The organism is Kitasatospora sp. NPDC048298 (assembly GCF_043201465.1).
Taxonomy (GTDB): Bacteria; Actinomycetota; Actinomycetes; order Streptomycetales; family Streptomycetaceae; genus Kitasatospora.
In genome coordinates, this window is record NZ_JBICYZ010000025.1 from 22,000 (window position 1) to 35,707 (window position 13,708).

The window sequence follows — 13,708 nt, forward strand, 5'->3', positions numbered from 1 at the left end:
TTATTTACGAGTAGGTTGCAGCCGTGTTTCCCAACCATTCGCAGCCCTTGGTCACCGCGCCGGCCGAAACCGCGGTCCTCGGCATGTTGTTGGCCGAGGGCCCGCTCAGCCGGGTCGAACTGGCCCGCCGCACGGGCCTGTCGTCGACGGCGGTCACCAAGGCCGCGCGACCCTTGATCGAGGACGGCTATCTGCACGAACTCCCTCCGGAGCGCACAGCGCCCGGGGCCGGCCGCCCGGTGAACCCGCTGGCGGTCACCCCGGACCGGGAGTTCTTCGTCGGAGTCAAGATCAGCGCCGATCGCCTGTTCGGCGCGGTCTGCGACCTCAGGGCCAAGGCCTGGGCGACCGCGGGCTGCGGGCTCGGCGACCGCAGCCCAGAGGCGGTGAGCGTACTGCTGACCCAGCTGGTCGACGAGCTCCTGGACGCCGACCCCGCGTTCCGCACCCGCACCCGCCACCTCGGGATCGCGGTCTCCGGCGACGTGGATCGTGCCGCCGGCACCGTCCGCTACTCGGTGCTCCCCGGATGGCGGGACGTCCCGCTCGCCGAGACGGTGGCGAAGGCGACCGGCCTGAGCGTCACCGTGGAGAACGACGTCAAGGCCCTCACCGCCGCCGAGCACTGGTTCGGGGAGGGCATCGGCACCGAGTACTTCGCGTTGATCACCATCGGTGCGGGCATCGGGTCCGGACTGGTCGTCAACGGCCGGCTGATCGCGGGCGCGTACGGTGTCGCCGGCGAGGTGGGCCACATCAGCATCGATCCGGCGGGACCGCTGTGCCACTGCGGCCAGGTGGGCTGCGTGGAGGCGATCGCCTCCAGCGATGCCATCCTGGGCGCGATCCGCAGCGGCGCCGGCCGACCGGACCTCGACTTCGACGGCGCCGTCGAGCTCGCCCGCGGCGGAGACCCCGCCGCCCGCGAGGCCTTCGCCCGGGCCGGGCACGCGATCGGCACCGGCATCGCGACCCTGGTCAACCTGTTCGGCCCCGAGCGCGTCGTCGTCACCGGCGAGGGGCTCGACACCTACGACCTGTTCGGAGTGCACATCAAGGACGCCTACGCCGCCCACTGCTTCAAGGCTGCGGCGAAGTGCCCACTGACCCTGCGTCCGCTCCCCTGGGAGGAGTGGGCCAGAGGAGCCGCCGTCCTGGGCATCCAGGCGCTCTTCCCGTAACCCGCGGCTCCGCCGGACGCACGGGAGCCGCCGCACCACCGTCACGACAACCGCATCACACCGCACACCCGGTCGGTGTCCGTCAATGCCTGGCAGCAACTGACGTCGGACACCGACCGGGACGGACACACCCACACCCCCACCCTCAAGGATGCGACATGAGCGCATACAGGCCGCAGCTTAGCCGACGCGGTTTCCTCGGCGGCTCCCTCCTCTTCGTCGCCGGCGCGGCGGTCGGCTGCAGCACCAGCCCCCTCGGCGGCGGCTCGTCCGGCGCCGAGACCACGCTGAACGTCTGGTTCCACGCCTACGGCGAGGCGGGCACCCAGCAGGCCGCCACCCGCTACGCGGAGAGCTTCACCAAGGCCCACCCGGACATCGCGGTCAAGGTCACCTGGGTGCCCGGCGACTACACCAGCAAGCTCAACGCCACCCTGCTCACCGACGGCGCCCCGGACGTCTTCGAGATCGGCGACCTCAGCGCGGGCATGGCCCGGCGGGGCCAGATCGCCGTCCTCGACGACCTGTACGGCGCTGCCGAGGCCGACTTCAACCCGGGCGACATCGACTACGTGACGGTCGACGGCAAGCTCTACGGCGTCAAGATGGTCGACGACGTCATGATGCTCTACTACCGCAAGAGCGCCCTCGCCAAGGCGGGCATCACCCCGCCCACCACCTTCGACCAACTCGCCGCCGCCGCCAAGGCGCTGACCACCAAGAACGGCAAGGGCCTGTTCGTCGGCAACGACGGGATCGGCGACACCCCGTCCCTGGCCGTGTTCTCCAACGGCGGCGACCTGGTCACCGACGGCACCGTGGCCTACGCGTCCCCGCAGGCCGTCGAAGCGGTGGCCGGCCTCAAGCGCCTGCACGACGACCAGTCCCTACTGCTCGGCTTCACCACCGACTGGTGGGACCCGTCCGCCTTCACCCAGGGCGTCGTTCCGATGCAGTGGTGCGGCCTGTGGGCGATGCCCGCGATCAGGACCGCGCTCGGCGACGACTTCGGCGTCCTGCCCTGGCCCGCCTTCAAACCCGGTGGCACCCCGGTCCTGCACGTCGGTGGCTGGACGAGCTGCGTCAACGCCAAGGGCAAGCACACGGACGCGGCCAAGAAGTTCGTCCAGTGGCTGTGGGTGGAACAGACCGACCTCCAGAAGGACTTCGCGGAGAGCTACGGCTTCCACATTCCGCCCCGCACCTCCGTGGCCGCCGCCGCCGACAAGCTCGCCCAGGGCACCGCCAAGGAGACCGCCGAACTCGCCGCCAAGTACGGCAGGCACAACCCCAACACCTGGGACACCGCGGTCTCCACCCCGCTCGCCGCGGCCGCCGCGAAGATCGTCGGTGGGCAGGGCGATCCCGCCGCACTCCTGGCCGACGCGGCCAAGCAGGCCCAGACCGCCGTGGACAAGCAGCGATCCTGATGGCCGCCAGCCCGGACACCACCGTGCGCCCCGAGCGGGCCAGGCGCCCTTCGGCTCGGCCGAGGGGCTTGGCTCCGGCCCGCGGGCGGCGCGCCGACCGGCGCGCCTGGGGAGCGTTCGCCCTGCTCACCGCCCCGATGCTGATCGGTCTCGGTGTCTTCAAGTACGTCGCGATCGGCTGGAGCCTGCTGCTCAGTCTCAGTGATGCCCACGGCACCATCGCGCTCGGCCACTGGGTCGGTCTGGACAACTACCGACAGCTGCTGGGAGACCCGGCCTTCCGCTCCTCGTTGGTCCAGATCCTGCTGTTCACCGCGGTCATCGTCCCGATCACGTTCGGGGTCTCGCTCGGCCTCGCGCTGCTGGTGCACCGGGTCAGACGCGGCCGGGCGCTGGTGCGGACCGCCTTCCTGATCCCCACCGCCGTCTCCTACGTCGCGGCCTCGCTGTTGTGGAAGATGTGCCTGTTCAACGGCCTGCCCGCCGGCATCGCCAACATGGTCGGCGGCTGGTTCGGCATGGACGCCGTGCCCTGGCTGCAGACCACCGACCCGCCGCTGTACTGGATCGTCCTGGTCACCGTCCGCCTCTGGCTCCAGGTCGGCTTCTACATGGTGCTCTTCCTGGCCGGTCTTCAGGCCATCCCCAGGGACGTGTACGAGGCCGCCGCCCTGGACGGCGCCACCGGACGGCGGATGCTGCGCCGCATCACCCTCCCGATGCTGCGCAACACCTCGGTCGCCGTGCTGATGCTCCAGTTCATCGCCGCCTTCCAGGCCTTCGACGAGTTCTACAACCTGTTCAGCAGCGGCCTCTCCGGGACGGGCACGGCCCCGGTGCAAACCCCGCTGGTCTACCTGTACAACACCGCGATGGGTGCCCAGAACTACGGCCTCGGATCGGCCGGGGCCTTCGTACTCACCGCGCTGATCGTGGGAGTGACTCTGATTCAGGGCCGGTTCACCGGCTTCGGCAAGGGCGAGGAGTGAGCCGACCATGACGTCGACCCTGCTGAGGCGGGTGCGCCCCGGCGTGCGCGGCCTGTTGGTGGGCCTGCTGACGGTGGTCTTCCTGACGCCGTTCTACCTGATGCTGCGCAACGCGCTGATGGACTCCCAGGGACTGACCTCGCCGCGGTGGACCTGGTGGTCCTCGCAGATGCACTGGGAGAACTTCACCGCGCTCTTCGAGGACCCCACCCTCCACATGGGGCAGGCACTCGGCAACTCCCTGCTGATCGCCGGGATCACCGCTCCACTGTCGACCCTGCTCGCCTCGGCCGCCGGCTACGCCTTCGCGCGGATCCCGGTGCCGGGACGCGGCTTCCTGCTGGCGCTGGTGGTGGCCACCCTGATGATCCCCGGGTCGGTGACCTTCGTCCCGTCCTTCGTCGTGGTCGGCTCGATGGGCGGGGTCAACACGCTGTGGGGCGTCATCGCGCCCGGGCTGTTCAATCCCTTCGCCGTCCTGCTGTTCCGCAACTTCTACCTGCAGTTCCCGGCCGAGATCGAGGAGGCCGGGCGCCTGGACGGCCTCGGCTGGCTCGGCCTCTACCGCCGGATCGCCCTGCCCTCCTCCGGTGCGATGCTCGCCTCGCTCGGCGCGCTCGCCTTCATCGACAGCTGGAACGCCTTCCTGTGGCCGCTGGTCATCGGACAGGACCCGTCCGCCTGGACCGCACAGATCGCCCTGTCCACCTTCCTCACCTCACAGACCATCAACCTGCCCGGCCTGTTCGCCGGTGCGGTCGTGACCGTCGCCCCGCTGGTCGCGATGTTCCTCATCGCCCAGCGCTACATCGTCGAAGGAATCGCCACCAGCGGTCTCAAGGGCTGAGCCGCCCGGGCCGTCTCCCCTGATGCCCCGGACCCGAACACGAGACCTGATCTCGGGCCCGGGGGCCCGCACCACCCCTTCCTCCCGCCCCGCTCTCCTGGAGATTCGCCATGAGATCTGCCAGAACCGCGTACGGCCGCGCGAGACCCACCACCCGCAGCCTTCCCGCCCTCCTCGCCGCGGCCGCCCTGCTCGTCGGTGCCGCCCCCGGTGCCGCCGCGACCCCAACCTCGGCCGCCACCACCGCCGATCCCGTCGCGATGACGGGTGCCCAGCTCGCCGCCTCCTGGACCGGCCCGCTCTCCACCCGGGGCCGGTACATCGTCGACGCGGGCGGCAACCGCTTCAAGCTCAAGGCCGGCAACTGGGCCGGCGCCCAGGGCACGTACGAGGGCAGCGGCGACGTCAACGACGTGGTCAACCACCAGGCGAAGCAGATGTCGAACAACATCCCGCTCGGCCTGGACCGCACGCCGCTCAGCCAGATCACGGCCGACTTCCACGCCCTCGGGATCAACAGCATCCGGCTGCCGTTCGCCAACGCGATGATCCACGACAGCACCGTCGTCCCGGACTCCGCCGTCACCGCCAACCCGCAGCTCAAGGGCAAGACCCCGTTGCAGGTGTACGACGCGGTGGTCGCCGCCCTCACCGCCGACGGGTTCGCCGTCATCCTCAACAACCACACCACCACTTACCGGTTCTGCTGCGGCCTGGACGGCAACGAGCGGTGGAACAGCGGCCAGTCCACCGAGCAGTGGGTCGACGACTGGGTGTTCCTGGCCAACCGGTACAAGGCGAACAAGCGCGTGGTCGGCGCGGACCTGCGCAATGAGGTCCGCCGCGACACCTGGGACGACCCCAACTGGGGCTGGGGCGACTCCCATGACGAATACGCCGCCTTCGAAGAGGCCGGCAACAAGATCCTCCAGGCCGACCCCGACATGCTGATCATCATGGAGGGCATCAACTGGCAGGGCATCCCCTCCGGGCTGTTCAGCCACGGCCGACCGATGCTCACGCCGGTGCGCACCCTGTCCAACACCCTGATCGGATCCGGCAAGCTGGTCTACTCCGCGCACTTCTACGGCTTCACCGGACCCAACCACACCGGTTCGGACGGCGGCTGGCAGAACGGCGAAACCAACGACCCCCGCTACCGGGACCTCACCCCGCAGCAACTGGTCCAGGCCGTCAACGACGAGGCGCTGTTCGTCACCCAGGAGGGGCAGCACTTCACCGCCCCGGTGTGGATCAGCGAGTTCGGCGACGGCGGCCGAGGCAACGGCGACAACCCCGACAAGAGGGAGGCCGACGCCAAGGAGAGGGTCTGGTTCAAGAACTTCACCGACATCCTGGTACAAAACGACACCGACTTCGCCCAGTGGCCACTGATCGGCTGGATGGACGCCACCGGTAAGCCGAACGACAACTGGGCGCTGATCAACTACGACGCCACCGGCAGGAAGCTCAGCGTCAACGACCCCGGAGACTGGCGGGCCGGCGACTGGAACAAGCTGGTCAACGCGCCCGCCAGGACCGGCCCCGTGCCGCAGGCCGATCACTGGAACATGATCAACCTCGATCACGGCGACCAGAACCTCTCCGCCAGGATGCTCGCCCAGGGAGACTGGAGGCCCGGCAACCACAAGGGCAACTGCCCCGATTCCCAGCGCCTGCTCGGCGTCAGCCGCTCCAAGAGCCGCGGCCTGTGCACCGACGCCTCCCAGCCCGCGAAGTCCAGCGGACCCTGGGTCACCGTCACCGACGAGCGCTTCGTCACCCACGGCGACTGGGCCTCCGGTTACCTCAAACTGCAGTGCCCGGACAACCACTTCGCGGTCGGTTACAGCGTCGACGGGAACTCGCTCTCCGGCCTGCTCTGCGCACCCGCAGCCACCACGCTGCCGACCGCCGGCCGCGGCACCGTGTGGTTCGACTGGGGCGACAACCCCTCCAACGCCGGCTCGATACACGGAGACTGGGCTTCCGGTGACTACAAGGGCCAGTGCGCCGACAACGAGTACGTCGCCGGCATCGCTCACGGAGGCTGGCAGGACCACTACGTCCCCGACGCCCTGCTCTGCCGCCCGCTGAGCTGACCCACCCCTGATCTCAGCCCCACCCCCCGAGGAGTACCAAGGCATGCCGCAGCTGGAGATCGCCGCAGACGGCTTCCGTCTCGACAACCGACCGTTCCGCATCATCTCCGGCGGACTGCACTACTTCCGCGTCCACCCGGAGCAGTGGGCCGACCGGCTCCACAAGGCGCGCCTGCTGGGACTCAACACGGTCGAGACCTACGTCCCCTGGAACCTCCACGCCCCCCGGCCCGGTGAATTCCGGCTGGACGGAGGTCTCGACCTCCCCCGCTTCCTCGACGCGGCCACCGACGAGGGCCTGCACGTGCTGCTCCGCCCCGGCCCCTACATCTGCGCCGAGTGGGAGTGCGGCGGCCTGCCCTCCTGGCTGCTCGCCGAGGACGGCATCGAACTGCGCAGCCGCGACCCCCGCTTCCTCGAAGCCGTCGACGACTACCTCGCCAACCTGATGGCAGCCGTCAAGCCATACCTGTCCACCAGCGGCGGGCCGGTCATCGCCGTCCAGCTGGAGAACGAGTACGGTGCGTACGGCTCCGACACCGTCTACCTCGCGGAGCTCGCCGACCTGCTGCACACCCACGGCGTCGACGTGCCCCTGTTCACCTGCGACCAGCCCGCCGACCTCGCCCGTGGCGGCCTCGACGGCGTGCTGCGCACCGTGAACTTCGGCAGCCGCGTCGACGCCGGCCTCGCCGAACTGCGTCGGCACCAACCGACCGGGCCATTGATGTGCTCGGAGTTCTGGATCGGCTGGTTCGACCGCTGGGGTGGCGTCCACACCACCCGGGACGCCGCCGACGCGGCCGCCGACCTGGAACGGCTGCTCGCAGCCGGCGCGTCCGTCAACATCTACATGTTCCACGGCGGCACCAACTTCGGCTTCACCAACGGTGCCAACGACAAGGGCACCTACCGGCCCACCGTCACCTCCTACGACTACGACTCACTCCTCGACGAGGCCGGCGACCCCACCCCCAAGTACGAGGCCTTCCGCGAGGTCATCGCCAGACACGCGCCCGTCCCCGCCGAACCGGTGCCCGCCCCCGCTCCGAAGCTCGCCCCCGGGACGGTCGAGCTCACCGAGTGCGCCGGCCTGCTGGACCAGGTCCACGCCCTCGGCCGGGCCGTGCCGTCGGGCCGTCCGCTGAGCATGGAGCAGCTCGGCCAGGACTTCGGGTTCGTGCTCTACGAGACGATCGTCCCGATGGCGGGACCGGCCGTGCTGCGGGTCGGCGAGGTCCGCGACCGGGCGCAGGTCTTCGTCGACGGGCAGCCGGTCGGCGTCCTGGAGCGCGAGACGCGCGAGCACGCCCTCGCGTTCCTCTCGCCGCGGCACGGTGCGCAGCTGTCGGTGCTGGTGGAGAACCAGGGCCGGGTCAACTACGGGCCCGGCATCCACGACCGCAAGGGACTCCTCGGCGAGGTCACGGTCAACGGCGCCGAGCTCGCCCACTGGGAGAGTCGCCCGCTGCCCCTGACCCGCCTCGACGACCTCGCCTTCACCCTCGCGGACACCGCCCGGCCCGCGGTCGGGCCGGCCTTCCACCGCGGCTCGTTCGTGCTCGGCCGGCCGGCCGACGGCTACCTCGCCCTCACCGGCTGGACCAAGGGGCACGCCTGGATCAACGGCTTCCCACTCGGCCGCTACTGGTCCCGCGGCCCGCAGACCACCCTTTTCGTGCCCGCGCCGGTCCTGCGTCCCGGCCGCAACGAGATCACCGTCCTCGAACTCCACGCCGCCGTCACCCGCACCGTCGAACTGCGGAACCTGCCCGACCTGGGCCCCACCCAGGACTGACGAAGCCACGGAGGCCGATCATGCACAGCAAGCAACGCCTCATCGAACAGCGCCTGAAGCGGGTGCTCACCGAGCGGATCCGGCCCGCCGTGTACGGCCGTACCGTCCCGCTGCGGGTGGGGGTCTGGAACGCCCCTGGGGAGCCGGTGCCGGTTGCCGAAGGCCTCGCCGCGCCGTACCGGCCGGTGTCGGTCGGCCACCGCTGGGGGCCGGCGTGGTCCACCAGTTGGTTCGAGATCACCGGCAAGGTCCCGGAGGAGTGGGCCGGGCAACGGGTCGAGGCCGTCCTCGACCTCGGCTTCAACGTCACCGGCGCGGGCTTCTCCAGCGAGGGCCTGGTGTACCGGGCCGACGGCAACGTGGTGAAGGCGATCAACCCGCGCAACGCCTGGCTGCCGATCGCCGGCCCGGCCGCCGGAGGCGAGGAGTTCACCTACTACATCGAGGCCGCCGCCAACCCGGCCCTGTGCGACAGCCACACGCCGACCACGCTCGGGAGCAAGCCGTCCTGGACGACCGGCTCGGGGCAGTCCGGCGAGACGCTCTACCAGCTGCTCCGCCTGGACCTCGCCGTGTTCGACACCCAGGTCTGGGAACTCGCCCAGGACCTGGACGTGCTGGGCGAGTTGATGCACCAGCTGTCCGAGGCCGAGCCCCGCCGCTGGCAGCTCCTGCAGACCATCGAACGCGCCCTGGACGCCGTCGACCTGCAGGACGTCAGTGGGAGCGCCGCCGCCGCGCGCGAGGTGCTGCGGCCCTCGCTGCTCACGCCCGCGGCGCCCAGCGCCCACCGGATCTCCGCCGTCGGGCACGCGCACATCGACACCGCCTGGCTGTGGCCGCTGCGCGAGACCGTCCGCAAAGTCGCCCGGACCGTCTCCAATGTCACCCAACTGATGGACGAGCATCCGGAGTTCCGCTTCGCCATGTCCCAGGCTCAGCAACTGGCCTGGCTGAAGGACAAGCGCCCCGAGGTGTACGCCCGCGTCCAGGAGAAGGCGAAGAGCGGGCAATTCCTGCCGGTCGGCAGCCTCTGGGTGGAGCCGGACACCAACATCACCGGCGGCGAGGCCCTCGCCCGGCAGCTCATCCACGGCAAACGCTTCTACCTCGACGAGTTCGGCACCGAGACCCAGGAGATGTGGCTGCCCGACACCTTCGGCTACAACGCGGCCATGCCGCAGCTGATGAAGCTCGCCGGAGTGCGGTGGTTCCTCACCCAGAAGATCTCGTGGAACACCACCAACAAGTTCCCGCACCACACCTTCCGCTGGGAGGGCATCGACGGCACCCGGATCTTCAGCCACTTCCCGCCCGTCGACACTTACAACGCCGAGATCACCGGCGCCGAACTCGCCCACGCCGTCGCCAACTTCCAGGACAAGGGTGCGGCCAACAGCTCCCTGCTCCCGTTCGGCTACGGCGACGGCGGCGGCGGCCCCACCCGCGAGATGCTCGCCCGTGCCGCCCGACTCGCCGACCTGGAGGGATCCCCCCGGGTGGTCATCGAGCCCCCCGCCGACTTCTTCACCCGTGCCGAAGCCGAGTACCCCGAGGCACCCGTCTGGGCGGGCGAACTCTACCTGGAGTTCCACCGCGGCACCCTCACCAGCCAGCTGCGCACCAAACAGGGCAACCGGCGCAGCGAACACCTGCTGCGCGAGGCCGAACTCTGGTCGGCCACGGCGACCGTTCGTGCAGGCTTCTCCTATCCGTACGAGGCGCTCGACCGACTGTGGAAGACGGTGCTGCTGCACCAGTTCCACGACATCCTCCCCGGCTCCTCCATCGCCTGGGTGCACCGGGAGGCCGAGCAGACCTACGCCGAGGTCCTCGATGAGCTTCACGGGATCGTCTACACGGCCCAGCGCGCGCTGGCCGGCGGCGGTGAGAAGACCGTCGTCTTCAACGCCTCCCCGTACGACCGTAGCGGCATCCCCGCCTTCGGCGCGGCCATCCGCCCCGCCCTCGCCGACCCGGCCGTCGCTCCCGTCGCGTGCGGCGACGGTTTCGTCCTCGACAACGGCCTGGTGCGGATCGAGATCGACGCCCGCGGCCTGGTCACTTCCGCGATCGATCTCGCGGCCGGCCGCGAAGCCATCGCCCCCGGTGCGGCGGCGAACCTGCTGCAGTTGCACCAGGACTTCCCGAACGAGTACGACGCCTGGGACATCGACGAGTTCTACCGCAACACCGTCCACGACCTCACCGAGGCCGAGACGGTGACCGCCGCGCCCGGCGGGGTCAGGATCGTCCGGCTCTTCGGAGACTCGCGGATCGAGCAGCTGCTCTCACTGCGCGTGGGCTCCCGCCGGCTCGACATCGACACCGAGATCGACTGGCACGAGAAGGAGAAGTTGCTCAAGGCGGCTTTCCCGCTCGACCTGCGCGCCGATCATTCCAGCGCAGAGATCCCCTTCGGCCACGTCAAACGCCCCACCCACACCAACACCAGCTGGGACGCCGCCAAGTTCGAGATCTGCGCCCACCGCTACCTGCACGTCGGCGAGAACGACTGGGGCGCCGCACTGGTCAACGACTCCACCTACGGCCATGAGGTCACCCGCGACGTCCGTCCCGACGGCGGCACCACCACCACCGTCCGGCTCACTCTGCTGCGCGCCCCGCGTTTCCCCGACCCGGACGCCGACCAGGGCCACCACCGGCTCCGCTGCGGCCTCGTCATCGGCGCCGACATCGCCGACGCCGTACGCGAGGGCTACCACCTCAACCTGCCGGATCAGGCAATCCCCGGTTCGGTGGCGGTGAAGCCGCTGGTCGGGGCGGACGACGACGCCGTCGTCATCGAAGCCGTCAAGCTCGCCGACGACCGATCCGGCGACGTCGTGGTGCGCCTCTACGAGGCCCACGGCGGACGGGCGCAGGCCACCCTGACGACCGGCTTCCCCCTGGAGACCGCGGTCGCTACCGATCTGCTGGAACGTCCTCTTGCCGGACCCGATCACACCCCTGCGGTGTGGGCGGGCGACCGCCGGGTGGAGCTGACACTGCGGCCGTTCCAGATCCTCACCCTCCGGCTACGGGTCGCCGCAGACGAGTGATCACCAGCCCCGCGACCCCGGCACAGGCGTGGTCGCGGGCGGCCGGCCGGCCTCATCCGGGAGGGCGGGGCCGGCCGGTGGTCTCAGGAGGTGGCGATGGCGGACAGGATGCGGGTGCGGGCCGCCATCGCCGCGGGCAGGATCGCGGCGACGAGGCCCGCCAGGGCCGCTCCGGCGAGCACGGTCAGGACGGTGGTCCACGGGATGCTGAGGGCGGTGATCCCGTAGAGGGTGAGGACCTTTTGTCCAGCGAGGCCCCAAGGCGAGGCCCAGGCCGAGGCCAAGCAGCGCGCCGTGTACGGCGATGAGGACGGATTCCAGGAGGACCATCCGGCCGACCTGACTCCGAGAGGTGCCGATCGCGCGTAGCAGGCCGATCTCGCGGGGGCGTTGAATCACCGACAGGGCAAGGGTGTTGGCGACGCCGAGGACGGCGATGACAATCGCGAAGGCGAGCAGGGCGTAGACCAAGTAGAGGACGGTGTCGACCTGGCCGGTGATCTGCTTCTTGTAGTCGGCCTGGCTCTGCACGGTCATGTGCGGGTAGCCGGCGAGGGCGGCGGCCAGGGCGTTCTGTACGTGCTGTTTGTCGGCGCCGGGGTGGTGTTGAGGTAGAGGGTGAAGTCCTTGGCCTCGGGGGCGAACCGGCCGAGCGTGTCGCGGGAACCTCCCAGCTGCTGCCGTCCTTGCCCGCGCCCGCCGGGGGCTTGCTGATCGCGCCGGTCGTGAGCGTGCCCACGTTGCCGTTGAGGAAGTGCAGTTCGACCTGCGAGCCGATGGCGAGATGGTCGGCATCGGCGGTGGTCCGGTCGACCAGCACCTTGCCGGCGACGATGTCGGCGGTCGACCCGGCGACGCTGCGGCTTGACGGCGCGGTCGACCGTGCCGGTGTCGACGCCCGCGACCACGAGTTGGAACCCGTTCAAGTGCGCAACCGCGTAGCGCTGCCGGGTGACGGTCTTGACCTTGTCGGGGACCTCGTGGCCGATCGGGGCGGCGCCCGGGCCGAGGAGGTGTCGGGCAGTCACGCCGTCTACGTCTCCCGTCCGGACGCGGTCGCGGAGTTGATCGCGCGGGCCGCCGGCCGCTGACCGACCACCGGACGGCGCGGCAGGGCGGGCCCCTGCCGTGCCACCCGGTCAGCGGCTACCGGGGCCGCCACCGAGGAGCGGCTGCCCGGCCGACTGCGTCCCTGTGCCAACGCCGGGTGCCGGCTGTTCCCGCGCGACCGCAGCCGTGCCAACCGCGCCCGCTGGTGCTCGATGGCGGTCTGCGGCAACCACGAGAAGGCGCGCCGCCACTACGAACGCACCCGCTGACTCCTGCCGGGCGGGTACCGGGCACACTGCCGGGCGGCCGGAGCGCCCGGGGCCGTCGCGGGCCCGGTGCCGACCTGTGCCGGGGCGCGCTCCGAATCGGCGATCAGGGCGCGGAGCGCGGTGGCCACCTGGGCGGGGCGCTCCTGCATCGCGACGTGTCCGACGTCCGGCAGCGAGAGAAGACGTGCGTCGCGGAAGGCCGCATGGGTCCGGGGTGCCGTACGGAAGGGGACGAGGCGGTCCTCCCGGCCGTAGACGAGCAGGGTGGGCGCCTGGACCCGGCCTGCCTGGGACCAGGCCGACGACCGGCCTCGGTGCAGCTGTGAGCGGACCACGGCCCGTACTCCTTCGGCCAGCATGGCGTGGGTGTGGGGCAGTTCGGACCGGCGCAGTCGTTCCCGCGCCTCGGTCGCGCGCTGCTCGCGGCCGACCCGGGCCGGGTCCGCGTAGATCAGCCGGTAGAGGTCGTCCAGCTGCCGTTCGGGGCTCTGCGTGGAGACGCGTCGGGCGTACAGTCGGGAGGCTCCGGGCAGACCGAGCAGGGCCACGCGGAGGGCCTGGGGCGGTGGGAAGGCGGGCAGGACCGGGGAGACGAGGGTCAGCGTCGCGACCAGGTCCGGCCGGCGGGCGGCGAGGTGGAGGGCGGTGAGGCCGCCGAGGGAGTTGCCGACCAGGTGGACGCGGCGGTGCCCGGTGCGCTCGAGGTGACGGGCGACGGCCGCCGCCTGACGTCCGACGGTGACGATGCCGTCGGGCGGGGGAGCGGACCGCCCGAAGCCCGGGAGGTCGAGGGCCAGGCAGTGCACCGAGGTCCGCAGGAGGTCCATCAGCGCCGCCCAGTTGTGGGTCCACCCGCCGAGCCCGTGCAGGAAGACGGCGGTGCCGGCGGCGGGGGCGCTGCTGCGCAGGTACTCGGCCGCGAGGTGCTGGTGCATGGTGGTCCGTTCGTTCGTTGCGGTCGGTCGTCGCGCCCCGTCGGC

The 13,708-nt window shown here is 70.8% G+C and carries 11 protein-coding genes and 2 pseudogenes; 10 read left to right on the top strand and 3 right to left on the bottom strand.

What is annotated here, in order from left to right; translation table 11 throughout:
• Nucleotides 1-23: 23 nt before the first annotated feature.
• From ACGF0D_RS19705 to ACGF0D_RS19735, 7 genes are all read left to right on the top strand, one after another.
• Entirely contained in the window at nucleotides 24-1,181 is a 1,158-nt protein-coding gene (locus tag ACGF0D_RS19705) for an ROK family protein (RefSeq protein WP_392917896.1), read from the top strand.
• Between the two features lie 158 nt (nucleotides 1,182-1,339).
• Nucleotides 1,340-2,611, top strand: a complete 1,272-nt coding sequence (locus ACGF0D_RS19710; RefSeq protein WP_392917898.1) for an ABC transporter substrate-binding protein — start codon at nucleotides 1,340-1,342, stop codon at nucleotides 2,609-2,611.
• Nucleotides 2,611-3,600 (top strand): carbohydrate ABC transporter permease, encoded by a 990-nt coding sequence (locus ACGF0D_RS19715; protein WP_392917901.1) that lies wholly within the window; start codon nucleotides 2,611-2,613, stop codon nucleotides 3,598-3,600. Before ACGF0D_RS19710 ends, ACGF0D_RS19715 begins: the two co-directional genes overlap by 1 nt.
• A gap of 7 nt (nucleotides 3,601-3,607) precedes the next feature.
• Nucleotides 3,608-4,447 (top strand): carbohydrate ABC transporter permease, encoded by an 840-nt coding sequence (locus ACGF0D_RS19720; RefSeq protein ID WP_392917904.1) that lies wholly within the window; start codon nucleotides 3,608-3,610, stop codon nucleotides 4,445-4,447.
• A 110-nt stretch (nucleotides 4,448-4,557) separates the two neighbouring features.
• Complete coding sequence (locus ACGF0D_RS19725; protein WP_392917907.1) at nucleotides 4,558-6,549, top strand: glycoside hydrolase family 5 protein; 1,992 nt, start codon at nucleotides 4,558-4,560, stop codon at nucleotides 6,547-6,549.
• Nucleotides 6,550-6,592: 43 nt separating this feature from the next.
• The gene (locus ACGF0D_RS19730) at nucleotides 6,593-8,347 is read left to right on the top strand and encodes a beta-galactosidase (RefSeq protein ID WP_392917910.1); all 1,755 of its coding nucleotides are present in this window, start codon (nucleotides 6,593-6,595) and stop codon (nucleotides 8,345-8,347) included.
• Between the two features lie 20 nt (nucleotides 8,348-8,367).
• On the top strand, nucleotides 8,368-11,409 hold the full coding sequence (locus ACGF0D_RS19735; RefSeq protein WP_392917913.1) for an alpha-mannosidase: 3,042 nt from the start codon (nucleotides 8,368-8,370) through the stop codon (nucleotides 11,407-11,409).
• A gap of 83 nt (nucleotides 11,410-11,492) precedes the next feature.
• Here ACGF0D_RS19735 and ACGF0D_RS19740 read toward each other — a convergent pair whose 3' ends face one another.
• The gene (locus ACGF0D_RS19740) at nucleotides 11,493-11,693 is read right to left on the bottom strand and encodes a hypothetical protein (RefSeq protein ID WP_392918065.1); all 201 of its coding nucleotides are present in this window, start codon (nucleotides 11,691-11,693) and stop codon (nucleotides 11,493-11,495) included.
• Between the two features lie 22 nt (nucleotides 11,694-11,715).
• A pseudogene (locus ACGF0D_RS19745) lies at nucleotides 11,716-11,880 on the bottom strand (FtsX-like permease family protein); the annotation flags it as partial.
• Here ACGF0D_RS19745 and ACGF0D_RS19750 point away from each other — a divergent pair.
• The 3 genes and pseudogenes from ACGF0D_RS19750 to ACGF0D_RS19760 form a co-directional block, all read left to right on the top strand.
• Nucleotides 11,800-12,024, top strand: coding sequence for a hypothetical protein (locus ACGF0D_RS19750; RefSeq protein WP_392918068.1), 225 nt, complete (start codon nucleotides 11,800-11,802; stop codon nucleotides 12,022-12,024). The pseudogene ACGF0D_RS19745 and the gene ACGF0D_RS19750 overlap by 81 nt on opposite strands.
• 110 nt (nucleotides 12,025-12,134) lie before the next feature.
• Nucleotides 12,135-12,500 carry a hypothetical protein gene (locus tag ACGF0D_RS19755; RefSeq protein ID WP_392917915.1) on the top strand — a complete coding sequence of 122 codons (366 nt, stop codon included), beginning with the start codon at nucleotides 12,135-12,137 and terminating at the stop codon, nucleotides 12,498-12,500.
• A 63-nt stretch (nucleotides 12,501-12,563) separates the two neighbouring features.
• A pseudogene (locus ACGF0D_RS19760) lies at nucleotides 12,564-12,728 on the top strand (CGNR zinc finger domain-containing protein); the annotation flags it as partial.
• Here the strand turns inward: ACGF0D_RS19760 and ACGF0D_RS19765 are convergent.
• Nucleotides 12,710-13,663, bottom strand: a complete 954-nt coding sequence (locus ACGF0D_RS19765; RefSeq protein WP_392877081.1) for an alpha/beta fold hydrolase — start codon at nucleotides 13,661-13,663, stop codon at nucleotides 12,710-12,712. The pseudogene ACGF0D_RS19760 and the gene ACGF0D_RS19765 overlap by 19 nt on opposite strands.
• Nucleotides 13,664-13,708: the final 45 nt, after the last annotated feature.

Coding starts and splice junctions, on each gene's coding strand:
- ACGF0D_RS19725 (WP_392917907.1), top strand. CDS start 4,558: ATGAGATCTGCCAGAACCGCGTACGGCCGCGCGAGACCCACCACCCGC.
- ACGF0D_RS19720 (WP_392917904.1), top strand. CDS start 3,608: ATGACGTCGACCCTGCTGAGGCGGGTGCGCCCCGGCGTGCGCGGCCTG.
- ACGF0D_RS19735 (WP_392917913.1), top strand. CDS start 8,368: ATGCACAGCAAGCAACGCCTCATCGAACAGCGCCTGAAGCGGGTGCTC.
- ACGF0D_RS19765 (WP_392877081.1), bottom strand. CDS start 13,663: ATGCACCAGCACCTCGCGGCCGAGTACCTGCGCAGCAGCGCCCCCGCC.
- ACGF0D_RS19715 (WP_392917901.1), top strand. CDS start 2,611: ATGGCCGCCAGCCCGGACACCACCGTGCGCCCCGAGCGGGCCAGGCGC.
- ACGF0D_RS19710 (WP_392917898.1), top strand. CDS start 1,340: ATGAGCGCATACAGGCCGCAGCTTAGCCGACGCGGTTTCCTCGGCGGC.
- ACGF0D_RS19730 (WP_392917910.1), top strand. CDS start 6,593: ATGCCGCAGCTGGAGATCGCCGCAGACGGCTTCCGTCTCGACAACCGA.